This is a genomic window from Mesorhizobium tianshanense, assembly GCF_007830515.1.
Taxonomy (GTDB): Bacteria; Pseudomonadota; Alphaproteobacteria; order Rhizobiales; family Rhizobiaceae; genus Mesorhizobium; species Mesorhizobium tianshanense.
In genome coordinates, this window is the sequence record NZ_VLKT01000019.1 from 1 (window position 1) to 24,896 (window position 24,896).

Consider the following 24,896-nt stretch of genomic DNA (forward strand, 5'->3'; position numbering starts at 1 on the left):
GGCACAGATCTCCCGAGGTAAGATCGACCGCCTTCCCCGCACACCCGCCGGATTTACCACCCCGGTCCTTGATGACCATGGACTTCGCGGTCATGTGCCCGCTCGTCCGGCCGGGTAGGCCTCGTATCCGGTTCTTGTCCATCGGGTCGCGGGTTTGCTCCACGCTTCCTTCAGACCCCGCCTTGCGACGACGCCCTTGCGCTTCGCTAACCCTTCGCCGCCATCAGGCTGGGTAGAGGACTTACACCTCCAAGCTGTCGATCATGCTCGGCACACACAAAAAACCCGCCTCGGCGGGCGGGTCGTTGGCGCAAATCAGCACCATGCCCAAATCTATAGCATAGCTGCCGTCACAAAGTCAATGGAGAAACTGCCGATTCCAAGAAAAAATTCCTAACCCCGTGAAGGAGCAGCAGACATCTGGCGATCTGCCGGCATGATCCAGGCAACCCGTCCGGATCGGAACCGGCGCTCGCGCGTTTGCAGTTTAGCCAATGGGAGCGAAGCCATGAACGTCGCCAATCTGCAACTCGAAGGCCTGCTGATGGCCGTCGCATCGATCAATCAGGTTCTTGTCCGCAAGGGCGTGCTCACGGTCGAGGAGATAGACATCGCCTTGCGCAGGGCCGAAGCCAGCGAGACCAGCGAGGAACGGTCCAACGGCATGTCGGCCTCGAGCCGCGATGCGGTCAACTTCCCGATCCGGCTGCTGGAACTGGCCAATCAGTGTCAGCCGGAGGCGGATATCCCGTCGTTCTCGAAGCTGGCGCGCATGGTCGGCCAGATGAAGGAGCCTTACAACGACCAGATGTGACGCCCCTCCCCGCACCAGAGATGGCGGGCCGACCGCAGGTTCAGGGTCGGCTTGCGGACCCAAGCTTCAGCGTCAGCATGCGGCCCGGCCCATGCACGGCGGCAAACAGCAGCCCGGCCAGGAAGGTGAAATGATCGACGAAGAAGCCGAACTCGGCCTGGTTGCCGGCCCAGTGCGACGGCCCGTGGAAGGCAAAGCCTAGGAAGATGACGTAGACTGCGGCGACAAGCGCGGCCGGTGTGAAGAAAGCGCCAGTCAGGAAGCACAGGACGAGGAGGACTTCGAGCAGCGCCGCGCACCAGGCCAGGAACAGCGGCAACGGAAACCCGGCGGCGGCGATGTAGCCCGCGGTCCCACCCATGTCGATGAATTTGAAAGTCACCGCCATGAGGAAGACGGCCGCGAAGATCAGCCGGCCAATGAGGATTGCCGCGGTCTGCCACGGTGATTGAACGGGTGATTGAGCGATTTCCAACGACATGACGTCCTCCAGTTGCGACGGGTTTCGCCCCAAGGACGAAACACCAGCCGCAAACCCGACACGCCGTCCCTAAGAAACTTGGCTGATACAAACGGCCTGCGGGCAGGCCTTGCAGGACTTGGGTTCCTCGCCCCCACGAAAGTGGGGGCGAGGAACCAGGTCAGATCTACTCCGCCGCGTGGTGGCTGATCGAATCCCGCACCGTGCCATACTGGCTGCCCCAGCGGTCGGTCATGTCGCAGCGGACATCCCACAGCTCCGGAAAGAAGCGGTGGCGGGCGCCGGCCTCAAGCAACTCGACCGGGCGGCCTTTCAGGGATTTCGAGCCGAGCCCGATCGAGCGGTGGATGAGATAGAGATGATTGGCGCGGAATTTCTGGAACAGCTCGTCGAATTCGATCAGCGCCTCGGCCACGACATAGCTGTCGCCGTGATCATATCTGACATCGTAGACATCCTCGACCGAAAGCCCGCGGCCATCGAGATAGGACGCCTTGAAGGCCCGCCACAAATCCGGCGGCATGCGCAAGAGCAGCTTGAAGCCCGGCGATTCCTGGCCGCTGCCATTGCCGAGCTGCAGCCGGATCTGCTGGTATTCCTTGGGCGACATGGTTTCGAGCAGGTCGAGCTGCGCCGTCATCAATCGCATCAGCCGATGCACGCGCCCTAACCGCGTGACGACGCGGTGCGTGTTCTGCTGTTCGAGGAACTCGACGACATCGACCAGCGTGTAGGTGATGAGCTTCATCCACAGCTCCTCGACCTGGTGCACGATCTGGAACTGCAGCTCGTCGGCATTGACCATCTCGGCCAGCGGCTTCTGGCAGGCGAGAAGCTCGTCGCACTTGAGGTAGACGCCGTAGTCGCGCATCTCGGGCGTTTCGATGCGGGCGTAATAGTCCGGCTTGTGCATGGCAGCTGCTCCTTTGCCCGGCCCATCGGCCCAGGGCATCTGTTCGGTCCGAGCCCGCAGTGTAGTCTCTTTTGGCCTGAACATTGTTCCTTTCTATTATCCAATAGCAGGTAATGAAGGACAAAAGTCCGACCATAGAACATTTTTGGAGAACGTTTGATGCTGGATGCCCTCGACCGGAAGATCGTCTCGGCGCTGGAGCGCGACGCGCGAATCTCCTTCGCGGCGCTCGCCGACGAGGTCGGCTTGAGCAAGACGCCGTGCTGGAAGCGGGTCAAGGCGCTGGAGGACGCCGGCATCATCCGCGGTTACTCGACGCGCGTCGACCCGGCAAAACTCGGCTTCGGCATCGAAGCCTTCATCCAGGTGTCGATCGATTTCGAGCTTTCCGAGGCCTTCGAGGCCGCGGTCCAGGCACACCCGCTGATCCGGCGCTGCCACGCCACGACAGGCGAGGCCGACTATCTCCTGCAGATCGTGACGGTCGACATGATGGCGCTGGACAGGATGCTGCGCGTAGAGCTCAGCCGCCTGCCCGGCGTGCGCCGCACGATTACGTCGATGGCCATGCGCGAGATCAAGGGTGACATTTCTTTCGCCAATGCCGTCGGGCATACGCAGAAGACGCCTTAGACGCCGGCAGCGGCTGGGCTTCGTTCGATTTGGAGCCGATCAGCGGGGGATGGTTCAGGCCGCGGTTTTGTCAGGCTTGTCTATGCGCCACGCCGGGCTTGGGACCGGATGGATGTCCAGCTCCTTCTGCTGTTCGGCGTCAGCTTTCCGTTTCGGGCAGTCCTCGTAGCCGTGGTCGCGCCCGCCGCAATACGCGCAGCATTTCGCGGGAATATCGGGGCGAAGCATTGTCATGCATTGAAATGCACATGGCGCCATTCGGTTGCGTCTGCACTGTCACATTTCGCTTACATAAGCGATTTGGCCGCTGAACCCGAGATTTCAAGGCGTGTAGCCCAGCGCCGCCAGGATCGACAGCCCTGCAACCAGGCCGATTGCAATAACAATGCCGAAATGCCGTTCCAGGAATCCGGGCGGCCCCTGCCAATCGTATCGCATATCTGAAACTCCGCCGCGTAAACTGGGGCGGAGCGTTCGGGCGTCAAGGCTGGCGGCCCCTATGGGCGGTAGACAGGCACTCCCCGCTCATTTGAAAAGCTGTTCGATGTCCGCCATCGGCCGGAACAGTTTCATCGGTTGATTGGGAAACGGCAGAAAGCTCTCGCGCTCATAAAATCGGCGCGCGTCTGCAGTCTTGGCGTCGACGATGACAGCGAACGACGCGATCTCGCTGCGCACCGCCCGAAACAGGGCGTCGGCGAGAAGATGGCGTCCAAAGCCCCTGCCCCGATAGCGCAGATCGACGGCAAGGCGCCCCAGTAGCGTCGCCGGCACAAGCGGGTAGCGCGGCAACTTGCGGGCGACATGGTCCGGCAGGTCGCCAATATTCAATGCCGTCGCGGACAGCGTGTAGTAACCGGCGACAGCGCCGTCCGGCAGAACCAGCACGAATGGCGCCGCCATGTTCTTGCGGGCATCCTGCCCGGCCTGCACCCTGAAATATCGGTCGAGCAGCTCGACCCCGCTTTCGAACCCCGCCCGGTCATGCTGCGGGCCGAGCACCTCGACCAGCAATTGCTCGTTGGTGCCCTCTCGCACCTGTCAGGAGCCGGGCGCACGCCGGTAACGGCGCACGGTCTCGCGCAGACGGTCATTGACCGGCTGCGGATTGATCAGCGCCTCCACGAAGGCACGGCTGTCGCGCACCGAAAGGTCGATGCGCTGATGCTCCTCGATCGCCCGGCGTGCCGCTTCCTGCACGCTGGTCAATACGAAGTCCGTCACCGTCCGGCCCTGAAGCGCGGCGGCATGTTCGATCAGGCTCTTCTGGTCGGCGGTGACGCGCGCCTCCAGGCGCTCGCCGCGCACGCGGCCGCGCGATGTCGTTGCAGCGGTTTCAGCCATCATCATTCTCCTGCCGTCCAATGTACGGCCATCGGCCGGGCATTTCAAGCGCAGTGTCGAGTGACGGCACCACCATTCCCATCTGCGCCTGCTCAAGGCGCTCAAGCAGGTAACGGCATCAAGCGGCTTCATTCGCGGAAGAGAAGGTGTTAGACAGCGTCCACTTCCTCTACTCCCGCTTCGTCTAATGGTAGGACAGCGCCCTTTGAAGGCGTGAATCGTGGTTCGAGCCCATGAGCGGGAACCAATAATTTCAAATACTTACCTGATTTCCTCGTCGAAATGTCCAATATTTGGCCGATGAAGCTACTTAGGGGGCCTATGAATTCATCGCGGAGAATGGCGATCGTCAAGCCTGGCTGTGGAACCTTTCGCCGTGAGCAACGAACCGGTCGCCGTTAGAGCCCATCCAGCCGCGCGATCGAGGCCCGATCCTCGGCCATGCCTGCGAGCATCGCGGCTGCGGCAAGGATGGGACTCATCGAGAAGGAACGCGGCGAGCCACGCTGGACAGCGTGGCTCGGGTGTCCCCGCTTTTTTGCGAGCGACGCGCTCCGCCTTGGTGAACAGCGGACGATCACTCTTCCTGGCGATAGACGAACGCCGGGCCAAACGCGCGCGCTGGATTCAGGGAGTAAGCTTGCAAACAACTGATTCGGCTGACGAATAGCCAAAAGAAGCCGAGGACGCTCTCTCCGCCACAAATCCTCTGATGTCTAAAGAATTTTCCGCTATTGTTGATTCTTACGCACAAAATGGCGCACACCGCTATTCGAGCTGTTTAGACCTGTCTATGCCAAAGGTGCGCCCATGCCCCAGCTTCGCACTGGCCAAAAGCGCTCGGACTTCTCGTCCAACGTGAAATGAAAATCCTTGAGACTGTTGGCTTCGAGTCGTGGCAGCATGTCAGAGAACTGCGCTCGGGTCACTTCCAAGGACAAGCTCAGTGATGGCATCATATCGTTCTGAAAGAGTGCACCAGCATCAGGGAATTCTGTCTTCATGGGCGTAGGGGCAGAGATCATGACGACGCCCGGCCACCTGAATGCCGCGTTCGGCATAATCAGAGTGGTGGGCAGGATAATGTAAGTGAACTCAACTGACTGGCGGGGCGGGCCTGGCTGCACGACTTGACCGAAATTGACGCTCGGTACACCGACGATTTCCCCGCGCCAGTCGCCCGCAATGATCGGTGGCAACTGGAGGTGGGCCTTGTTGCGGGCTATCATTCCGCCGGGGTCGCGCTGGAAAGAGAGCCCACATCGATGCCCGCCGCCTTCAGTCTGCGCCCCTGACAGGGCGCCGAAGAACAGCAAAGAAGCGGAAAGGTTAATTGAATTGGTGCTGGAAGCCAATGAGGCTCGAGAGAGGTTGCGATCTCGCGCATATTACACGTTGCCCAGCACCTTCATGGCGGCCGTCTTTGGGTCGCCAAAGAAGTTGGGATCCACATGCTCCATGATGTCAGCACTCACATCGAGGAAGTTGCGTTTGTTTTCGATAGGGATAAGGGAGAAGCTAACGGTCGTGAATCCACTTTCCTCTTCAGCTCTATTGGCATTGCTGGCGTTCGTAGCCTTAAGAGCGGACTTTCACCTGTAGCCGTTGAGAGACATCTCATTGTCCGCCAAACGACCGTTTTCCGAACACACCGTCAGCTAGGGCGTGGACTCATAAGCGCGTAAGCGCGCAGCCATAGCCGGATTGATGCTAGCTTGATGAAGGCGAGATAGTTGGCAGCGAGCTTGTCATAGCGGGTGGCGATCCGCCGGCATTGCTTGATCTTGTTGAAGAAGCGCTCGACCAGGTTACGCGCTCGGTAGAGGTATGGACTGAAGCAGATAGGCCCCTTGCGATTTCGTTTTGGCGGGATGTTTGCCCACGCACCTTTCTGACTCGCGAACTCCCTGATCCAGTCCGCATCATATCCGCGATCTGCGAGCAACGTCGTTCGGGGTTGCAATTCCGCCAGGAGAACCGAGCAAAGGCGATTGTCGTGCGCCTCGCCTGGCGTGAGGCCAAGGCGCACTGGCAGACCATCGGCGTCCACTACCGCGTGAATCTTGCTGGTAAGTCCGCCTCGTGAACGACCCATGTGTTGCTCGCGATTGTCCGCGATACAGGCACCGTGCTGGTGCACGCGCACTACCGACGAGGCTCATGACGCGGCGGTGCAGATGATCGATACGGACCAAAGCTCTCCGGAAGATCGCGCCACGGCGCACCTGATCGCAAGACCCAGAATATACCGTTGAGCACACGACGGTCATCGACGCGGGGAACGCCGCGTGGCTTGTTCGGGAGCATCGGTGCAATGACACTCCATTCGTTGGTGCTCAGTTCATACCGCATGATTCGTGCTCCGATTTTTCGGGAGTTGGAATCACAATTTCGGATTGGGGGTCAAAGGCACCTTACCGCGGCGCCCGCTCACGTCGCAAATTGACCCTTAGGCAACATTGGTTGCGAAGGGCATTCCTGCCCACAAGCGTACGCTGCCGATGGTCGACTAAGATGCCATCAACGGGTAATCGCGCCGGCGCTTCATGTCCCTCGCAATCATTGCGCAGGCTGCGGTTCGGGAAAAGTCCAGCTATTGTCCAGGATCTCGGCCCGCGGACGATAAAGTCGCACCGTGTAATTCCAGCCCTTCATAATCGGCAGGCAATTGGCGATCTTGCCGTCGCAGCCGCCGAATTGGACATCGATCGACCCGTCCTCGCTTTTCTTCGCGGTGATGTTGTTGAGCGAGTACGCGTCATTCGGGTTTTTCTCGTAGTAGCCCTCGGCATTGTAGAGGCTGATCGACCAAAATTCGTCGACCGGCACGTCTTTGACGCGCAGTTTGTAAACGGTCGTGCCGTCATTGTTGGGCGGCGAGACATTGAGATAGATGGCGTCCTTGTCGGGATTGCCGCCCCAACCCGCCGCGGTTCCGATGAGGTGCCGTATCGGATCGACCTCCTCCTTCGCGCCGAACGCCTTCTTGAAGTCGGGTATGGTGGAGCCGAGGATCAAGAGCGCATCGCGCACCTTCTTTTGGCTCGCCGGATCCCAATTAGGCACCTCGAAGCTTCCGACACTCGCCTGCTCTGCGATCACCTGATCTTGCAGCGCCTGGACCTCCTTAAGGTCTTGGGGCTTGGTGGGATCGACAAGCGTGCGGATAGCCACGGCAACATAGCGGGTGCCTACCTTCTCTTTGTCGAGCGTGTATTTTCCTGCGCCATAGTTCACTTCCGGCACATAGTGGTCTTCGCTGATCACTTGCATGGACATGAAGCGGTCACCCGCGTCGGGCAGCGTGATCGTCACCGGGCCAGCGTCGAGATCGAACACGGCAGACGAGTACAGTGTGTCGCGGTTCAGCCGAATGACCGTCTGGCCGTCAATCGGCGCCGGCTCGCGACTGTGGTGGAATTTCCCTATGGTCCCGCTTTCCTTGAGAATTCCGCCCAGATAGAGGTCTGACTCCGCGCGAACAAAATTGTCGACCGTCACCGCCTCAACGTCGGCCGCTCTCGCGGTTTGCAAAGCCAGCGCCGAAATGGCTGCGACAAGCACAATTGACCTCACCCTGTTCGTCATGTTTGCCTCCTGATGTTCACTGCGCCCGCACAAGCGCCGGCGCCTTCCACTTGCCATCCAGCGCTTCCGGCTTCGGCCAATAGAGACGCATAATCATGAAGAACGGACCGCTGGGCGTCGGCAGCCAGTTGGCCTCGTTTTCCGCACCGGGCGACTCGTGCTGGATGTGAAGCGTCAGACCGCCGTCCGCGTCCTTCTTCAGCTGCGGCAGCATTGGCGAGTTGATCAGGTAGCGGTTGAGTTTGTTGGCCGAAAGCAGGCTCTCCGGAAGTGCGTAGAGGGTCAGCGACCAGAAGGAGTTGACCGGCGGCAGCTGATCCGGTCCGAAACGCAACGTATAGCGGTTTCCGCCGGCCGTCGGCTGGCCTTCAGCGTCGGTGAAGTAGGCGGGATAGATAGCCTCATCCTTCGAGTTTCCGTAAATCCCGAGCACGGCGCTCGCCATGCGGTCGAGGTAGCGGTCGCCGAGGAACGCACGTGCGCCGAAACCGTCGGCGCTCGAAATCTTTCCGGTGTCGATATCGCTCTTCTTGTAGTTCTCGAACTCCGCCCATGCGTCCGCCATCCCTTCCTCAATCGCATTCCGCATCTCGGGCGAGAGCGCCGCCGCATCGAACGCCTTGCCGGGCTCGATGCCGATCCGGGCGAAGCGCGCCCTGAGCTCGGTCTCCGAGGGATGGGTCGGGCAGAACTGCAAGATGAAGTTAAGCTGGTTGAAAAACGCGGACGATGTTTTCTGATCCGCCGGGCTCAACGGATCGATGAATTCGATGTCCGGTAGTGGCGGCGGAGCCGGCTGGCCGAGGAAGGCTGAGAGCGACTGAACCTTGTAGCCGGCCTGGATATTCTTGACGTTGTCGATGTCGCCCGGACCGAGCAACTGGGTGCGGTAGAGTACAAACGCGAAGTCTGTTTCCGATTGGATCACCTCCTTGATTCCAGGCGGCTTTTGGCCTTTCCAGCTCGGTCCCGCAAGGAGGAAGTTTCCTGCGTCGTTACCAGTTGCGCGGCTGCCAACATAGGCGAAGTTGAACGTGTACATGTCGATGAACTGCAGCGAGTAGTACCGCTCCTTGTCGACCTTAGGCACCGTCAGCACTAATGGCTCGGACCTCAGATCCGTGCCGACGAAGGAGTAGGGAGTGTCCGAATTGGGGGTCTGGATCGCCTTGTCGTCCGGCGTGTAGACCCGCGCCGTGTTGTGGATCTCGTTCCATGCGCCCTTGTACTCGGGGTTGCCAGTGTCTACGAAATACGAGTGCTGGATGCGGTAGCTGTCAACAAGCGGGAAGCCCCAGACATAGGCTTCCTTCGCGATCGCGCGCGCTTCTTCCGTCGATACCGCGGCGGCGGCGGCCCGTTCCGGACCGATCGATGCCGCGCACACGATCACAGCGCTGAGCAGCAGGCACCTTCTTGAAATCGACCACCACATAAGCGGCCTCCTCATCTCGCGACAATCCACTGCGCTTAAGCAACAGCGGAAGATCAGAATTATAGCCGAAAGTATTAGTCCCGCAAGGAACCGACAGGTATGTTCGGAGGTGGCCTGCGACTTGTTCCCCCCGATGGCTTAGTCTACGCAGTGCGCGTGGCTGGCGCTCATCGGTCGACCGCGAAGGCCAGTTCGGCATCGATCGATGCCGCTGCTCGAACCTCCCATGACTCGATGGGGCAAACTCAGGGCGGCCCTTTGCGCATTCCGGAAGTCTTCAAGCCTAAAGCGGCCCCTCGTCAGCCCACCGCGAGACGCGTTTATGAGTTCACGGCCTAGCAAGGCGTTGAAGCCAATCGCGCGGCTTTCTTGTACGGAAAATATGTTCGGATATCTATTGTGCGAATAACGCTGTTCGCCTAGAATTCCGAACATGCTGATAGGTTATGCGCGCGTTTCGACCTTCGACCAGAATTTGGATCTCCAGCGCGATGCGCTGACCAAGGCCGGGTGCACAAAGATCTTCGAAGAGAAGAAGTCCGGACGAGCAGGCACGAAGCGTCCAGAGTTCGATGCCGCCCTCGCCTTCCTTAGGCCTGACGATGTTCTTGTTGTCTGGAAACTCGACCGTCTCGGTCGATCGCTCGTGGAGATGATGCGCACGATCGACGCCCTCCGGCGGCAGGCCATCAAATTCCAAAGTTTGACCGAGAATTTCGATAGCGAAACCGCGCAGGGTCGCTTTGCACTCCAGATGCACGGCGCGATGGCAGAGTACTTTCTCGATCTGAACCGCGAGCGGACGATGGAAGGGCTCAAGGCAGCGCTTGCTCGTGGCAGAAAGGGCGGGCGACGCAGGAAGCTCAGCGATGCAGATGTCGAGGCAGGCACCGCGATGCTGAAAGCCGAGACTATATCGGTCGCAGAGATTGCAAAGAGGCTTGGCGTAGCTCGTACGACTTTCTATGCCTACTTCCCCGCTGCACGATCGCGACAGGCGGCCATCCTTTAGCGGGTCATGGTTGTGGCGTGACGGTCTAGGAGCTGCTCGAGGAGTGACAGCGCCTTGGCCATACATCGACCGCTCCGGCCGCGTGGGTATTTGCGGTTCCCTTCTTGTAAAGCTTACCGACCCTGCGGTCACATCGCCGGCCATCGACGACTCGCGCACGGACGAAGATAGGTCGAGATCCACCAAAGTGGCAGGGTATCCTTTCAACTCCGACGGCGTAGTCCAAATCCAAGGTGCCAGATCGGTACGTCAGCCTGAGTTGGTCCTGAATGGCCTGCATGCTGACATAGAGGGGGCATAACTTGACCGCTTCACCAAGACGAGGGACGGCAATTCTTAGGGGTCGAGTTTGTCCGTGTGGGTTCTGTGCCCGAAAGGTAAGGCCGAGGTCACTGCCTTTACAACGAGTCAAACTGGTTGCACTGTATCTGCTTCGCATGAGCACGACCTTCTGAAGGAGGGATCAATGGCAGGCGGCGTGGAATCGATATATTTCACCGTGACGGTTAGTGATAAATCTTTGAGAATAACAGACAAACTACCATTTCCCGAGCCGCCGCCGACGGAGTTTTCCCTGAAAGTCGGTGATGCCAAACGTGAGGTGGCCGTTACGACCCTAGGCAATAACGTCGGCAGTGTCGATGTCCATGTGAGCAAGGACGAGAAAGATTGGTTTGCACACGAAGAGAATATGGAGGTCGAGGCTGGCTCCACATACAATATTAATGACAAAGCTTTCCCGCCACCGCCACCGCCACCCTCGAAGTCGAAGCAAGAAGCCGCCAAGGAAGATACCAAGAACTAACTTTGGCTTCCCCCTCCGCGGCTTAGCCGGCCGCCGCGATGTGCCAGCATGAAGCTGTTCCCGTAAGTGTTGGGGCTGCGGTTGCCGGGAAGGTTTGCATTCAAGATGATTTCTTCGGCGAAGTCAGTACTTGTGGCAAGTTCCATGATCGGGGTTTTCTTTGTAACTCCCCACATGACGTATCCCAGGTCATCAAATCCGCATCCTGTCGCGGCGGTTTCTCCTGTCGTTGGATGAAAAATGAGTAGTTTTGGTTTGTCATTGCGGTAGCATTGACCTTCAAAAGCATATCCATAGACGATAGCAATCACCTCCTTGGTTGGAATTATAGGCTCGACGTCATCGCGTTTCTTGACAATGGACATGCGAAGTAAGTTTTCATTCAACGGCAAAGTCGCTGTTCTGTGACTAACTTTGCCCAGATTATCGAAATTCAACCTGACGCCATAGAGCATAATCTGATCCGGCAAATAGTTTTGCGCGCTGGGTGGCGCAGGAATATCGGACGACATAATGCTTCTCCCTCCAGTATTGTTTGGCGATCGACCCGGCCCACCAGGGGGGCCAGACGGTTTAAGCGGGTTGCCTGTAGGGGTTGGTGACCTTGCCATCCCATTCTCCTCAAAAAATCTCGCGCCAGGCGAAGTTGTCGACAACACTCTCGACGAAGCGACTCGCGCGCCCGCTTTCGGCAGCCACAACCATCGCCTCGGCCGCTTCACGATAGTCCAGCGTATGGGGATCAAGCAGTTCCCACGACCGCACCATAATTTCGCCAACGAGATCGCGGGCCTCTTCCAACGCCGATTTCAGTGCGAAGAGGCGGCCGTCGTTGGCGGCGAGTGAGGCCGAAAGCAGGTCTTCGATCTCTTCTTCGGAAAGCTCACTCCTGAGATCACGAAAGTCACGCGGATCCAGGTCGGACAGCCCGCGTTCGAACAGCAGCACCTGGTAGATCTCGATAAGGATGTCGAAGAGTGCGCCCGCGAAGGGCTTGGAAAGGTCATGCACTTCCGTGCTGACGTCGCTCATCCGCAGCGAGTGGCTGAACCGTCGGACCTGCTTTTCGTCGGAGAGCTCGCCGAAGCGGTCCAGTTCGTTGTTGATCAGGAGGTTGCCGCGCGTGCGCCGCAAAAGCAAATCCAACGCAGTATCGAAGTGCAGGAGCGAGATCAGCGCGATGAAATCGGCCACTGCCTCGTGGTAGGCGAAGTATTCATGCGGCGGATCGAAACGGGGAACTCCCATGACGCCGAAAATCACCAGATGCCCAATCTCGTGTGCAACAGCATCGAAGTTGAGCGCGAAGGGCTGTGTAGTTCCGCGGGCCTCATCGATTCCCATCTCCAGAAAGCCGTAACCCGACTGGGCGTTGTCCCAGTTCAGCCGCGGCACAATCTCGAGACGCGGATAGGTCGGTTCGAAGAACCAGGGAATCTCGCGCCCCACATAGCTCTCGCAGATGTCGAGCACCCGCCGCACGCAAGCGTAGGCATGCGCCGCCTCGAACTCAGGTGTGCCCAGCGGAATGTTGTCGAAGTGCCCGTCTGGGCCGGCTACCGCAGGCGGCCTGAGGGCACCGGCGTAAGGAGGCAGGTAAGGAAACTGGTATGGCTGCTTTTCAAGCAACGGGTCGATCACATACATCCGTCGGTCGGCTGGCCCGGGGCCGATCGCGTCAGGCGGCGTGGAGACCCAAATCATCTCGGGCCGTTCGTAACCCTGAATGAAAGGAGGTTGAGGAAAAACAAGAAAGCGTGTTCCAAGGCGCGAAGCCGCGGATCCGACACCCGACTGCCATCTTGCACTGGCGTCCATGCAGGCAGTCCCACCCCTCTCCTGAAAGGACAGTCTGTATTAGATCAAAATCGATCCCGTTCCGCAAGGACAGACCCGATGTCGTCGTCCCACAGCCCGGCCGCGCCGAGGTCATAGGCCCAAGCTTCGGTCAGAGTGAAAGGCGGGGTCGTCGGTGCATGCGCCAGAAGTTCAGGGCAGCATGCAAGTTTCGCCAGCAAGCCGGTTGCGTCTTCGCGTTTGCGGTCGATCGCCGATCGGGGAAGCCAGTCGGCAAGCCGATCCAGGGCCGTTGCGGATTTGCTGGGCAGAGAAGATCGCGCCTCCGCGAGCAGCCTCGGATAGCTGCGATCGACGAAGTGCGTGTCGCGCGCCAGCACTTCCAGAGATCGCCTTTCCACGGCGTTGATGATGCCTGCTCGCAATGCCCGCTTTAGCGTAAGGCGTATATTGATAAGCGCTTCGCTCAGCGCCGCCGCGCCGAGCTCAGACGGACACATCGCTACCGCGACTTCATCGTCGTCAGCGAGCGGCGTCAACGCGTACCATCGGTAGATGAAGCCATGGCCCTGCATACCGAACGCCGCCAGTTCAGCGGCGCGGAGCGCGCCCATGCTTGCCGCCCCGAACACCGGAACGCCGTTTCCCAACGCCCACAGGATTTCCTTGTGACGAACTGCCGGTACCTTCCCGAACGAACCGTCGATGAGGATTATCGCTGTCGGTTGATAGGCTCTCATTGCACGGACGATCGAACCCTGTTCGGCGGGCGGTAGATAAACGGCGTCGAGGATGGCTGCCGCTTGGGCACGCGGCAATGTCGGTCCGAGAAAAATGACCGGCTTGTCCGCCATCCCTATCCTCCGATGAGGTCTTTGAGCGGAGGGGCGATGAGACGGACAATCTCGATATCGGGATCCGTGCTGCTATGGAGCGGCACGACTAGGGCCGCCTGCGCTCCGGCGCGCCTGAGCGATCGGAGAACGGTATCGAGCTTGCTGGCGCCCGAGGTCGGTCCGACGCTATCGGCGGGAAGCGTGGCGGCGTTCCCTGGCACCCGGAACGAGCGTCGACGCGTGTCCAGGTCCACTCGGTCGTACCACTCGGGATAGGCGGCACGTGTAATGTCTTCACGGGCACCGGCGAGCGCGGTTACCCGGGCCTGTGCCGCCTCCATTAGTGCCTTGGCCATGGCGCCATCATGGGTAAAGTCGCACGCAAACCCCTCGCCCGGCAGCGGCGCAATCTCCTGATGCGCTTCCGATTCCATGACGGCGCAGCGAAAGACCGGCAAATCATGATCGCCTGGGACCAGCCATATTCCGGTAACGAGATCCGCGGCAGCGAGGCTTGCCAGAATTCGCGACGAATGCGGACCGCCAACACGGGCGGGGTCGATACGAATTTCCGGAAAGGAACGTGGATACCGCTTGGCGCCTGCGATGCTGGCGCGCTCGATGATTTCTAGCGCTGCATGGGTGATCGCGGAAATTAGCGTTTGCCCGGCGGCGAGTCCGCGCGTGGATCGGGGAAACGCCACGGGGTGCGGGGACGGAAGCGTGTAGATGGTATCGACCAGGGGGAGAGGAACTGGCAACACCCGGCCAGTGAAAATATCATAACCGTCGGTCCACTGGAGTTGCAGTCGATCCCAGCCGGCGTCGAAGTCATGGACTCGGCAGCCGGCATAGAGGGCCCGAATCTCTTCCCCCAGAACGCGCGCGCTTGCGATCCTGATGCGCTCATGCGAGACCTGCTCCGCCGCCCATCCTTCGAGCGCTTCCATCAGCGCCCCGGCCGCTGCCTCTATGAGGCTCTCACCCTTGCCCTGGGAGACAGCGTTGGAGAGCGACAATGGCCGCACGGCTTGAGCAACCGCCACGCCGGCGCGATCAAGGCGGGTCAACGATCCGATCCGCGTTATGCCAAAACGTCTCCGGACGGAGAAAAGCCCGCGGGCGAGCTTCTCGGTGGCTGCGGAGTCTGTGCACTGGACATCGCCAAGGGCGGAGAGTTCGCGGTCGAGCCTAACACCGATCTCATTCGCAGGAATGGCAACCGCCTGCACAAAGCCGGTGTCGGACTTCACAGCCGGAGCCGATCGAGGTCCAGCCGAACGCGTGACGCCAGGGCTGCGGCCCGCTGTTCGGTGCTGACTTCGAGCGCTCGACGAAGGTCGGCCACCACCGCCTCCTGCGATTCGCCGAGGGCATGACGGAGCACGGCGCGCTGCCGTAGCAACTCAGCAAGCCAGAACACTTGTCCACTGCTGGTCGAAGCCGCGATGATGCTATCCAGTATCGACAAAGCCTCGTCGTTGCGTCCGGCGCGTTCGAACAACTCCGAACGCATGCCCTCAAAAACGGGGGCACCCTCGTAGGTCGCGATCTCGCGCCAGCGCGTCAGCCCGGTTTCGAATGCCATCACGCCAGCCGCCGCGTCCCCGCTCATACCCTGCGCCCAGGCACGGAACAGCGCCGCCTTGATGAGTACACCCGGCGTCGCCCGCCCGAGTTCTCCGATCGTTTCGGAGACCGCAATCACACCGGGATGGTCGTTTCGATATCGTTTCAGCTCGATTTCGAACTCCAGTGCATGCAACATGCTGTTCGGATGATTGATGTGCTCGGCCCATCGTTTGGCAGCGATTATACTTTCCGAAGCCCCGTTGTCGTCGCCTACGAACCACATGGAGAACGCACGTTCGCCCAGGCCGCAGACCTTGGCGTCATGACCTCCGTAACGGCCGCGGTTGAAACGTGCGCGATCCTCGTCGTAAAGAACGAGACCCTGCTCGACGCATTTTAGGCAGCGCGAATGCAGCCCGGCATCAATGTTGGTCGCCCATGCGCAATGCAGCGATTGAAGCCGGACCTCAGGATCGGCAGAGCCTTCAAGGTCCTGCACGAGGATGTCGGATCTTGCGCGCTGTGTCTCGTAGTCGGGCGCAGTGAACCACCAACCCCAGTACAGCGGGAACCATTCTGCACGATCCCGATCCTTAACCGTGGCGCAAAGCGATACGCCGCGCTCATAGATCGCACGCGCTTGCTTGCTGCCTCTACCGAAAAGCGCCGCAACGACCGGCCCGCGAACTGTGAGGAGGCGAAGCAGTTGCTCATTGGACTCGGCATTCCTGCCGGCCTGAGCGAGTTGTTTCTCAGCGAAATCCAGCAGGTTTTCTGCCTCCTGCATTGCTGACCGAACATCGCAAGCCTCTGCCGCCTGAATAGCGTGGCGCGCCGCCTGCACAGGCTGTCCGGCCTGCCCGAAATGCCACGCCATTGTCTCGTCGGAGAGCGGCGGAACAACGCCAGATTGAATGAGATTTACAACGCTTGTGTGGATTTCCTGCCGCTCGGATTTCAGGAGGCTATCGTAGGCCGCTTCCTGGATCAGCACGTGGCGGAAGCGAATTTCCATACCGCCAGACTTCCGACGGACAATCCCGGCTTGGACAAGAGCTTCGATTGCTTCGTCCAGGGGTATGGCAAGAGGCCCAAGTTCAAGCACACAAGCCAGCAGTTTCCGTCGGAACTGTCGCCCCAGGACGCTTGCGATTTGGGCGACACGTCTCAATGGCCCCAGGCTGGCGAGGCGGGCTGCGATAAGATCCCGGAGATCCAGAATGCTATCCGCACGAAGCAACGCCTCCAACCCGGCCCGATCGGGCAAGCCAGCCTTCGCTCGTTCGCGGATCCAAAGCGCCAGCTGTTCGGCAAACAGGGGCACGCCATCGCTCTTCTCGTAGATAAAGGCGACCAGTCCATCTGGTGGCGAATCCTCCCAGATCGTGCTGATCAGCTCCGCGGTAGCTTGAGCAGTCAGGCCAGACAAGGCGACGGCAAGCACATTTGGATCGCCGAAACCATCCAGCTCGATAGCCTCGCGCGACGTTACTGCGGCAAGGATCGGCCGTGTTTCGATCCACCCACTCAGCTTGGCGACGAGTGCTTTGGTGAGCGTGTCTGCCCAGTGAACGTCCTCGATTATCAAGAGGAGCGGTCCAAGAGCGGACGGCGACGTCAGAAGTGACAGCATGGCCTCGACAACACGCGCCCTGATCTCCTCGTCCGAGAGATCGACCTGCCAGGCTTCGCCAGCGCCCCCCTCCGTCTCGCCCGCGACAAGGAATGTGATTATCTCGGCATTCAACGGGCTAAATTCCGAGCCATGTGACCGCAGGTAGCGCGTGACTGCATCACGATCCGGGTCGGCGTTGCCGGTCGTTTCTGCGATTGCCTTTCTGAGAGGCTCCAGAAACGGGTGCAGCGGTTCCGAATTACCGCGCGGCTGGCATTGAAACACCAGGGTGCGCACACCCTTAGCGGCAAGATCACGGCGAAACTCGGCGATCAGCCGGGATTTTCCGATCCCGGGGTCGCCATGGAGAAGAATGAACTGGCCATTGCCGCTTGCAGCTCTAACCCAACGCCGGCCAAACAATTCAAGCTCGTCTTCGCGACCGATTAGCGGCGCAGAAACGCGCCGATACGCTGTGAAGCGGTCGAACTGCTGCCGGCGAGTTATTGGCCGCCACAAAAGCACCGGTTCGCCAAATCCTTTCAGGTGCCTTGGACCGATCTCCTCGAATTCGAACGCGCCCATGGTAAGCCGATAGGTGGCTTCTGCGACAGCAACACTGTTAGGCGCTGCTTCGGACTGGATGCGAGCAGCCAGTGCCGGCGCGACGCCAATAATCTCGGTGGCGCCCGGAAGGTTCGTTTTCGAAGCGTCAGCGATGACGACCACACCTGTGGTGATGCCGACCCTTACCTTGAGGCTGGATTCGGACTGTCTCGCCAATTTCTCGCACCACTCGACAATCTCGATTGCCGCCGCGACCGCACATTCGGCGGCATCTTCCCTGGACTCGGGAAAGCCGAAATAGGCGCAGCCGCCGTCGCCTTGAACCCGCTCGAGGTAGCCATTGTAGTCGCTGATCAATGCAGCCGCTCCATTGTGGAGCGAACGTTGCATAGTGCCGAATTCTTCGGGGTCCAGCTGATTTAACAAAGTGGTCGAACCAACAATGTCATAGTACAGCGCGGTCACATGCCTGCGCTCCCCTGCAAGCGACCCGGTCTGAACTCGTTCCCTGGTGGTCATCGGACGTCCTGCAACACGCCTGAGATCGCCACGCGGCTTTCTCGGATGTTAAGAAGCTCCATCGCGATCACTAAGGCTTAGAATAGTCCCATTGGCAACGGCATAATATGTTCCTAGCCCACCCGTCTGCTACCCGCTTCGCAACTCAGCCTTGATCATCAACGCGGGCTATCGGCGGAATGAACTCGAGCCGGCAGGCGCCGGTACTTACAATTTTACGCACTATTCGATGTGGAGACGTTCCGCGGCCAGCGCATCGGCCAAACAGGTGAAGTTCGCGGCCCAGGAGGAAAGTAGGACGCGACCTGATCGGAGGGGAACGATCTCGCAGCATTGGTTCACATCCGAAAAATGGCCGGCTTCAAATCGGAACGATGGCCGGCTTCGTCGAAATACGCACAGAAGTTGACATCGGGCACTTGGTGTACTGACGAGCACCGTGACGCGCGCTGGTCCTGTGAGGTGCACCTGCAGGCACCGGTTTCCGCACTTAGTCGGATCCGCCAGCCTTACGAGTAATGATGGTGTATTTACCGCACCCAACTGTGCGCCTATTTGTACGTACGTGAAGATTTCCGCAGAATGGCGGAGGGTTGCTCCGTCTAGTGCCGGTTGGTAGGTGCTTGAGGCGGGCATGCTGGAGCCTCTAATGGTACAATAATTGGACAGAGTACCAAGAAGCCGCCCGCAAGTGCACTGTTTGTGTGGCCGTTCTACGCCCAGCAAAGTCCAATTTGCGCCTTATAGGGGCGCACTTGTGCGGCTTCGAGGGTTGAGGTGGTAAAAGCCCCGGAATTGTTTTTCCGCTGAATCGGCAGTTGTTCGAACTTTCACTCTTGCCTTTGGCTGGTCTCATCGGTCGGACTGCAGCGGTAACAAGCACGGCCTATGCCATGAGGCAGCACGGCGGAAACGAGGAGGCACCACGTGGCGACCCTGACCGAAAAGACGCTGACCAGCCTGGCGAGTGAATTCCGCCTGTCTCCTGGCAAACACTCCTCTCCCGACGAGGGCATGTGTGCCATGGAATTGGTGGCCTTCCTCGATGGTGGCCCTCACACTGATCAACCGCGGTGTACCTGCGAACTCGTCAGTGCTTTCGTGCGCAGCATCAACGACAACATGCCGGACGATGTCCGCCACAAGCTGCTGCCCTTTCTGCCGCGTCTGATCGGCACCGTTGCCGATAACCACGAGCAGGAGCAGGAGCGGCATGATTACTTCGCCTGGCAGACAATCCGCGTTTTCGCTCCGGCCGCACTACGTGCCCAGGGCTATCGACGATTTGCACGGGTACTGCAGAACGCAGAGACGTTGCGGAGTGCGCGGGCCATTGCGGACACCGTGCGGCGTGGGGTCGCCAACAAGGAAACGGATGATACGCCCACACCGGCAGCGCTCGCGGTCCACCATGCTGCGCGCGCAGCTGGCGCCGCCATGTGGTTCGCAGGACGCCAAGATGGCTTCCTGAAGGGAAATTCGATCACGCCCTGGACGACATGCCCCGAGGCTGCGGCGAGCGCAGCCTTCCAGGCGCACCGGGCGGGCTCGGCTGGTGTATGGGACCAGGCCCTTGACGCGCTCGAAGGCGTGCTGTCGATCGGTTCAGCCGAAAGGGGATCGGCTACGATAGCGAGGTCTGCAGTAGGCGCTCTTTCTCTTTGAGGGGTATTCTCCGCATCACCATTCGGAACGCGGGTCGTCGAACGGCACTGGCTCGACGTCGGTCTCGTCCTGCCAGCCTTGCGGCTCTTCGGGCTCTTGAGGGGGCTGGCCACGACGCATGGAGGCAATCGAGGGCCTGGTAAGGCCGTCAGGCTCGTTGGCGCGGTCGGCGGGCTCTTGTGTGCCGGGAAATGCTTCAACGCGTCTGGCGGGCTCGGCAGGGCCGTCGAGCAGGGCGGCGATGTCGAGCAGCTTCTTCAGCTCCGCTGCCGCTTCTGCGGCGTGTGCCGCCTTCGCCTTCGCGTTGTGAAGGCCACGGTCTAGTGCAGCGGCGAATTCAGGGTGCTCGACCTGCCATCGTTGAACGGTCCTGAACGTGACGCGCATCTGCCTCGCGATCTCCTCTCGCGGTATTCCCGTCTCGGCCAATCGGATGGCTTTTTCGGCGTCGTAGACGAACGGGCGGCCAGGGTTTGCGGGGAGGAAACCTTTGCGGTGAGGCAGTGCGTAGGGTGCCATTTGGGGCTCATTTTTTAGGGACTGCATGTTATAACATTATATGACTGAACACGTTGGGTTTTTCGCCGCGCTGGCTGCTCTGCCGCTGGCTGCTCTGCCGCTGGTTGCTCGGCCCGCTTTACGCCTCTTCATCGTCCTTGCCTTCACGCAGCAACCATTCGGCCTCTTCGACCCACAATCGTAACTTCTCGTAGTTCGGGCGTGGCTGCTTTGCCGCCGCCTTCGCCTTCGCCTTCGCCTTCGCCTCGGCTTCGGCCTCTGCCGCCTTTGCATAGAACTCAGCGTTCGAGCGGGGTTTTCATAGCTTTGTCAGGCGGCTCGTAGCATCACCGTCAGATCGGCTTTGGTATGCGGCGGCGTGGGGCTATCCTGAACGTCGTGTCGCTTCCGTGTGGCGTGCTCGCTTGTGCTTGCGGCGCCCGGTGCGCTTCGAGGTCGATGATTTTCTCAGCCATGGTTTACGCTCCTTCACGGTTGTTGGCGGGATGTCAGCCTGCGTCATTGGCCCATCCCAGGTTGTATTTTCGTTGGGTGTGCTTTTGTGGCGCTCGCATGGCTGCGCCCTCGGGCGGGGGCAAATGCGCGCTCTTGCGCATTCTCCCCCTAGGGGGCCATGCTCGTCAAATGCGCACGTGTTTTGCGCATTTGATGCGCATTTGAAAAAGCTCAAAATGCGCAATACCTAGGGTTGCAATTGCATTCATGCTTCACCTTCGTCAGACGACGTCAGCGCGATGCTTACGAACAGCCCTTGCTGCTGCTTTCGTTTTGCAGGGCTGTAGTAATCGCCGACACGCACGACACCATCTTTTATCCACTGCTTGACGATCTGCCGCGCGTCGGAAGCAGTCTTGCCTGGTTCGTGCAGCTCGAACGCACGTGACACGCACCGCTCCTTGGCGCCTGTCGCGTTGCTGTAGCGCTCGCCGTCGCCTGGACCGTCGCGTATCTCCATGAGGATACGGGTGGCGGTGTCTTTACCCATGCCGGCCATCAGGTCTGGCGGTGACCACGGCTCGATGGCCTGCACCTGGTCACCGTTGTCGAGCCTTACATTAACCAGCCTGAACCACAGCGCCCCGCGCGCGGGAGGCACGATGTTTACCTTGGCGCTGTCGACGCGCGAGTACCACTTGCGTTCGTCTTCCGGGACGCGGAACTGGGCAGCGTCCTGAACGCTCATGCCGGTCATCGTATAGCCTAGACGGGCGGCGTCCTTGAACGCCGACGCGCCACGGCCACGATCCGCGTTACCAGGGTCTCCCGCACCTTTGTTTGTGTGGTGCGGTGTGTTGATCGCGATGTTGAATTTCGACGCCATATCAGTCAGAACCTGTGCGACGGCGTCCATGTGGTCGTTACTGTTCTCCTCGACGCCGTGTATCTTCTTGAGCGGGTCGAGAATGAGCACGTCTATCTTCTGTTCGGTGATCAGCATCTCTAATGACGCCGCCAGCGGTCCTAGCGTCGGCTGCCTGGTCTCCGGATCGATGACCATCAGTTTGCCGTCTTCACGCTTCAGCACGGCCAGTTGGAACCGCTCCTGTATGTCTTCAGGTTTAACCTTGTGGTGCTGCATCGCCGCGCCGACGCGCCGATCCAGCTCGTCTGCATCGTCTTCGAAGCACACAAGCACCACGTTGTACCGGCCGTATACATGTTCGCCGGTCAGCGGGCGTCCTGAAGCCATCGCCAGCGCCTGACTGATCACGAGCGATGTCTTGCCAGTGCCGCCGGTGGCGAGGTATGAGCTGAGGAACCTCTTGCAATAGGCATCACCGAGTAGAAACTCTCGTGGCGGCAGCTTCGCGGTTTCGATGCTCGCCGCGCTCCATGTCTCGATGCGCCGCACTGCCTGCGGCGCCACAGGCTCCGCGCGCGGCTGTTTATGGCCACCACCCTGCGCGTTGGCCATCATCTGCCTGAGCAGGTCCATCGTGGCGGCCTTGACCTCTTGGTCTGGCTGCGCCGCTCCATTAACGATTGTCATGACGGCCAACTTTCTTTCTGGCTATTTCCGCGACCAGCTCGACCAGGGTGCCGGCCAAGAGATCGACGGCATCGACCCCCTGCCGGGCTCCGGTCAGCTTCTGCAGTTTATCGGCGAGGGCGCTGACATCGCCCGGCTGCAAGCTCGCCGGCAGGTGGATCACCATCTCTGACCAGTCCATGACCCCCGGCACGCCTCTGGACGTCACGGTGAGGCAGCACGATTTGCCGCTATTGCTGCTCTTGCGCAGCCATGGCACCGGGCTGATATCGATGCGGATGCCACCGATCTCGCCGTTTTCCGCCATCCGGTACAGGTCAGCGAGCGTGTAGCCGTCGATATCCATGCCGTCCGTCAGGTCGTAGACATACGTCGTCCGCCCTGATGGGTCTCCGATGCCTGATCTGGGCACCACCTGCCAACCGTGCTCGATGAGCGTGGCCTCAACGATCTCAAGCACCTTTTTGAAGTCCGCCATCGACAGCACCGGCAGGCTGCTCCGTGGCACGGTCAGCGGCGAATAGCCCTCGATCCACGAATAGTCGCGCAGTATGTTTTGGGTGCGCATCTCGACCGTATGGGCAAAGAAGGCACCGAAGTACTTCGCCGGTTTCCTGAAAACACCATTCCGCCAGGCCAACTGCCCGCCGCCGCCGAAAATCTCGACCATATGCGTCTCGACGGTCTCACCATGCGGATCGGCACCCGGCCGACAGAAGTGGCTGCTCTGCATCCGGTAGAAATCGGCGTCGGGGCCGGCGAGGCAGAAATGGGCTTCCTTTACCCCGCCGCCCATTCTCACCATCGCGTCATACAGCGCCGGCACCGCATCCAGGACGCGACGGATCACGGTTTCGATGATCGGATCGTTGATGTCGAAATCAATGGCCGCCAGGCCATCCTCCAGACGCAAGGCGATCGCCTGCGGACGACACCACCAGCCGTGCTCTATGATGAACTCGCCCGGGTTCTTCGGGTGCTTCCGTTTGCGTCTGCCCAGCCCGTCCTTGTCGACGATGAACTGCTTCTTGCGGTACGCCGTCGCTAGCCATTCAGGGACTGGGCTGGAGGTGGCCCAGCCCCAGGCAGCGCAACGCTTGTCGATCGCGTAGAGCGGCGTGTAGCCCATGCCGACCAGGCGCGAGGCAGTCTCGTACAGGTGCGCGGTGGTGATTGCGTGATCGATCATGCCGTCACCTCATGTTGCCGTTCACGGCGTGTCCTGGCGGCGGCTCTGAGCGCGGCGAAGCCGTCTAGAAGTGCCGGAGCAGCAGCCGGAGGCGCCGATCGCTTCTGAGCTGCCTTCTTGACAGCCTCGAGCGCTGCTGCGGCGTGCGCGGCCTCTTTCTCAGTGACGACACCGGCCGGCTTGCCGTCGAGGTCGAGCCGAGCCGCGCCGGCCACCTGCCTACGCCGGTAGTTCGACGACCGGATATACCAGCCGATCCCGACGGCCACCTCGACGGCGTCGTGGCCGGCGGCGAGCAGATCTTCGCGGATGCCGATCTTGAGCGGCTTGCGATCCTTATGGCTGAACGCCAGCGGGTAGCGCCGTTCCCATGCCGCTATGATGTCGCGTGGGTCGGTCATGACCGCACCCATGACGTGATCAGGTAGCCGAGCAGGAAGGCCAACAGCCATTCGGCGCCGGCGATCAAAGTGGTATGGGAGATGATGATGCTCATTGGACAGGCCTTTGTCGGGCCGTCACGAAAGAGGAGCTTGCCGTGGCAGAGAGTTAGGCTTATATCGGCTTTAGGATTTATTTCCTACCGAACTAGCGCACCTTCTCTCTCTCCACGCCGTTGCGGTCTCCCGTGACGGCGTTTCTTTTTCGGCTAAGCGGCTGTTCGTGATGCGCGACGCGCCGACGGTGTGGCTTCGCGTAGGGCGCGACGCCTCTCCGCTGCGGCTTCGCGCTCGTGGAGCCATTCGGCTTCGGCCTCGGCGGTAATGCGCACGAGCCTGCCGATGACAAGTTCGCGCGGGCCGTATCCTTTATCCCTCATGACGTAATAGCTGCTGCGGCTGAAACCGTAGCGCCGGCAAAAGCTGTCGATGTCGCTGGGCGTCGTCTTCATGGCATGTTCGAGCGCTTCTTTGAGAACGGTGTCCATTTTTTACTGCTTCCTTTTGTGCTGGTTTATTTCCTCCGAATTAGTTGGACTGTGGTAGAGATAGCTAACCGCGTTGTAGTATCAAGAGGTTGTTTTATATCAATCACTTAAGGGTACTTGGCAGGTACCATGCCAAGTACCATAAGCGAGATTTTAGACTTCCCCGAGCCGGTCGAGGGAGCGCGCCACGGCGACGCGCATATCGTCGGGCCAGTTCAACCGATCGATGAAATCGCGTAAAACGTCGAGGCCGGGGCACTCGCCGCCATCTGCCAGGGCGTCAAGCCACTTATCGTTTAGCTCTACCTGGATTTCGCGCCTGACCGCAGCTCTAATTCTGGCTCTGAACGCGGCCATCTGCTGGTCCCACTGCTCCTCCACCTGGTCCATATGCTCCCTCACCTGGTCCTTTATGCGCTGCCGGACTTCCGAGTCCAGCAAAGGGCGCTTAGCCTGCGGAGCGGCGGTCTCGAATGCGGTCGGCTTGTCGTTCGCTGTCGTTTTCATGTTGGTCTTCCTTCTGTGGCAATGGACGGTTTCGTTTAGGCGACTGTCCAGCCATGTGGCTGGTCATGTATCAACGTGTCTGGAGAATTTGCGGGTCCCTCTCTGGCCTAATACACGCCAAACTGTGGACCAATCAGCTACACGGAGGTAAAAAGAAGGGCCGCGAC

General features: G+C 60.0%; 24 protein-coding genes, 1 tRNA gene and 1 pseudogene. 6 read left to right on the forward strand and 20 right to left on the reverse strand.

Annotated elements, in window-relative coordinates; all coding sequences use genetic code 11:
- The first annotated feature begins 508 nt into the window (after nt 1–508).
- Nucleotides 509–814: a hypothetical protein gene (locus IQ26_RS16250; RefSeq protein WP_145718981.1), complete on the forward strand. Its 306-nt coding sequence runs from the start codon at nt 509–511 to the stop codon at nt 812–814.
- 40 nt (nt 815–854) lie between these two features.
- Here the strand turns inward: IQ26_RS16250 and IQ26_RS16255 are convergent, their stop codons facing one another.
- Nucleotides 855–1,295 carry a DoxX family protein gene (locus IQ26_RS16255; RefSeq protein WP_145718983.1) on the reverse strand — a complete coding sequence of 147 codons (441 nt, stop codon included), beginning with the start codon at nt 1,293–1,295 and terminating at the stop codon, nt 855–857.
- A gap of 166 nt (nt 1,296–1,461) precedes the next feature.
- Nucleotides 1,462–2,208, reverse strand: a complete 747-nt coding sequence (locus tag IQ26_RS16260) for a tryptophan 2,3-dioxygenase family protein (RefSeq protein ID WP_145718985.1) — start codon at nt 2,206–2,208, stop codon at nt 1,462–1,464.
- Nucleotides 2,209–2,367: 159 nt separating this feature from the next.
- Between IQ26_RS16260 and IQ26_RS16265 the strand changes: the two genes are divergently transcribed.
- Nucleotides 2,368–2,841, forward strand: coding sequence for an Lrp/AsnC family transcriptional regulator (locus IQ26_RS16265; RefSeq protein WP_145718986.1), 474 nt, complete (start codon nt 2,368–2,370; stop codon nt 2,839–2,841).
- Nucleotides 2,842–3,366: 525 nt separating this feature from the next.
- On the opposite strand, the gene IQ26_RS16270 is transcribed toward IQ26_RS16265, so the two are convergent.
- Nucleotides 3,367–3,879, reverse strand: coding sequence for a GNAT family N-acetyltransferase (locus tag IQ26_RS16270; protein ID WP_145718988.1), 513 nt, complete (start codon nt 3,877–3,879; stop codon nt 3,367–3,369).
- A gap of 3 nt (nt 3,880–3,882) precedes the next feature.
- The gene (locus tag IQ26_RS16275) at nt 3,883–4,191 is read right to left on the reverse strand and encodes a type II toxin-antitoxin system TacA family antitoxin (protein ID WP_407660292.1); all 309 of its coding nucleotides are present in this window, start codon (nt 4,189–4,191) and stop codon (nt 3,883–3,885) included.
- Between the two features lie 167 nt (nt 4,192–4,358).
- On the opposite strand from IQ26_RS16275, the gene IQ26_RS16280 reads away from it, so the two are divergent.
- Nucleotides 4,359–4,432, forward strand: a tRNA-Gln gene (locus IQ26_RS16280).
- 544 nt (nt 4,433–4,976) lie between these two features.
- Here the strand turns inward: IQ26_RS16280 and IQ26_RS16285 are convergent.
- From IQ26_RS16285 to IQ26_RS16300, 4 genes and pseudogenes are all read right to left on the reverse strand, one after another.
- Complete coding sequence (locus tag IQ26_RS16285; RefSeq protein WP_240547138.1) at nt 4,977–5,540, reverse strand: hypothetical protein; 564 nt, start codon at nt 5,538–5,540, stop codon at nt 4,977–4,979.
- Nucleotides 5,541–5,839: 299 nt separating this feature from the next.
- Nucleotides 5,840–6,537: pseudogene (locus tag IQ26_RS16290) on the reverse strand (IS5 family transposase).
- A 207-nt stretch (nt 6,538–6,744) separates the two neighbouring features.
- The gene (locus tag IQ26_RS16295) at nt 6,745–7,773 is read right to left on the reverse strand and encodes a DUF1254 domain-containing protein (protein WP_145718992.1); all 1,029 of its coding nucleotides are present in this window, start codon (nt 7,771–7,773) and stop codon (nt 6,745–6,747) included.
- 16 nt (nt 7,774–7,789) lie between these two features.
- Nucleotides 7,790–9,208: a DUF1254 domain-containing protein gene (locus IQ26_RS16300; RefSeq protein ID WP_240547139.1), complete on the reverse strand. Its 1,419-nt coding sequence runs from the start codon at nt 9,206–9,208 to the stop codon at nt 7,790–7,792.
- A gap of 433 nt (nt 9,209–9,641) precedes the next feature.
- Between IQ26_RS16300 and IQ26_RS16305 the strand changes: the two genes are divergently transcribed.
- Both IQ26_RS16305 and IQ26_RS16310 read left to right on the forward strand, forming a co-directional pair.
- Nucleotides 9,642–10,220 (forward strand): recombinase family protein, encoded by a 579-nt coding sequence (locus tag IQ26_RS16305; RefSeq protein WP_145718996.1) that lies wholly within the window; start codon nt 9,642–9,644, stop codon nt 10,218–10,220.
- 466 nt (nt 10,221–10,686) lie between these two features.
- Entirely contained in the window at nt 10,687–11,025 is a 339-nt protein-coding gene (locus IQ26_RS16310) for a hypothetical protein (RefSeq protein ID WP_145718998.1), read from the forward strand.
- On the opposite strand, the gene IQ26_RS16315 is transcribed toward IQ26_RS16310, so the two are convergent.
- The 5 genes from IQ26_RS16315 to IQ26_RS16335 all read right to left on the reverse strand — a co-directional run bounded on the left by IQ26_RS16315 (nt 11,022) and on the right by IQ26_RS16335 (nt 17,931).
- Nucleotides 11,022–11,537, reverse strand: a complete 516-nt coding sequence (locus IQ26_RS16315; RefSeq protein WP_145719000.1) for a hypothetical protein — start codon at nt 11,535–11,537, stop codon at nt 11,022–11,024. The genes IQ26_RS16310 and IQ26_RS16315 overlap by 4 nt on opposite strands.
- A gap of 109 nt (nt 11,538–11,646) precedes the next feature.
- Nucleotides 11,647–12,843 (reverse strand): gluzincin family metallopeptidase, encoded by a 1,197-nt coding sequence (locus tag IQ26_RS16320; RefSeq protein ID WP_145719002.1) that lies wholly within the window; start codon nt 12,841–12,843, stop codon nt 11,647–11,649.
- A gap of 44 nt (nt 12,844–12,887) precedes the next feature.
- The gene (locus IQ26_RS16325) at nt 12,888–13,676 is read right to left on the reverse strand and encodes a TfuA-like protein (protein ID WP_145719004.1); all 789 of its coding nucleotides are present in this window, start codon (nt 13,674–13,676) and stop codon (nt 12,888–12,890) included.
- 2 nt (nt 13,677–13,678) lie between these two features.
- Nucleotides 13,679–14,911 (reverse strand): YcaO-like family protein, encoded by a 1,233-nt coding sequence (locus tag IQ26_RS16330; RefSeq protein WP_322791156.1) that lies wholly within the window; start codon nt 14,909–14,911, stop codon nt 13,679–13,681.
- The gene (locus IQ26_RS16335; RefSeq protein ID WP_145719008.1) at nt 14,908–17,931 is read right to left on the reverse strand and encodes an AAA family ATPase; all 3,024 of its coding nucleotides are present in this window, start codon (nt 17,929–17,931) and stop codon (nt 14,908–14,910) included. The genes IQ26_RS16330 and IQ26_RS16335 overlap by 4 nt, the downstream gene beginning before the upstream one ends.
- Before the next feature lie 927 nt (nt 17,932–18,858).
- Between IQ26_RS16335 and IQ26_RS16340 the strand changes: the two genes are divergently transcribed.
- The gene (locus IQ26_RS16340; RefSeq protein WP_145719010.1) at nt 18,859–19,596 is read left to right on the forward strand and encodes a hypothetical protein; all 738 of its coding nucleotides are present in this window, start codon (nt 18,859–18,861) and stop codon (nt 19,594–19,596) included.
- Nucleotides 19,597–19,611: 15 nt separating this feature from the next.
- Here the strand turns inward: IQ26_RS16340 and IQ26_RS16345 are convergent, their stop codons facing one another.
- From IQ26_RS16345 to IQ26_RS16370, 7 genes are all read right to left on the reverse strand, one after another.
- A complete protein-coding gene (locus tag IQ26_RS16345; protein ID WP_162457971.1) occupies nt 19,612–20,115 on the reverse strand; it encodes a helix-turn-helix domain-containing protein in 504 nt (167 codons plus the stop codon).
- 332 nt (nt 20,116–20,447) lie between these two features.
- Nucleotides 20,448–20,570, reverse strand: a complete 123-nt coding sequence (locus tag IQ26_RS41085) for a hypothetical protein (RefSeq protein WP_276316429.1) — start codon at nt 20,568–20,570, stop codon at nt 20,448–20,450.
- Nucleotides 20,571–20,815: 245 nt separating this feature from the next.
- Nucleotides 20,816–22,105, reverse strand: coding sequence for an AAA family ATPase (locus tag IQ26_RS16350; RefSeq protein WP_145719014.1), 1,290 nt, complete (start codon nt 22,103–22,105; stop codon nt 20,816–20,818).
- Nucleotides 22,092–23,294 carry a hypothetical protein gene (locus IQ26_RS16355; protein WP_145719016.1) on the reverse strand — a complete coding sequence of 401 codons (1,203 nt, stop codon included), beginning with the start codon at nt 23,292–23,294 and terminating at the stop codon, nt 22,092–22,094. The genes IQ26_RS16350 and IQ26_RS16355 overlap by 14 nt, the downstream gene beginning before the upstream one ends.
- On the reverse strand, nt 23,291–23,695 hold the full coding sequence (locus IQ26_RS16360) for a ProQ/FINO family protein (protein WP_162457972.1): 405 nt from the start codon (nt 23,693–23,695) through the stop codon (nt 23,291–23,293). Before IQ26_RS16360 ends, IQ26_RS16355 begins: the two co-directional genes overlap by 4 nt.
- 248 nt (nt 23,696–23,943) lie before the next feature.
- On the reverse strand, nt 23,944–24,222 hold the full coding sequence (locus IQ26_RS16365) for a hypothetical protein (RefSeq protein WP_145719020.1): 279 nt from the start codon (nt 24,220–24,222) through the stop codon (nt 23,944–23,946).
- 153 nt (nt 24,223–24,375) lie between these two features.
- Nucleotides 24,376–24,729: a hypothetical protein gene (locus IQ26_RS16370; protein ID WP_145719022.1), complete on the reverse strand. Its 354-nt coding sequence runs from the start codon at nt 24,727–24,729 to the stop codon at nt 24,376–24,378.
- Nucleotides 24,730–24,896: the final 167 nt, after the last annotated feature.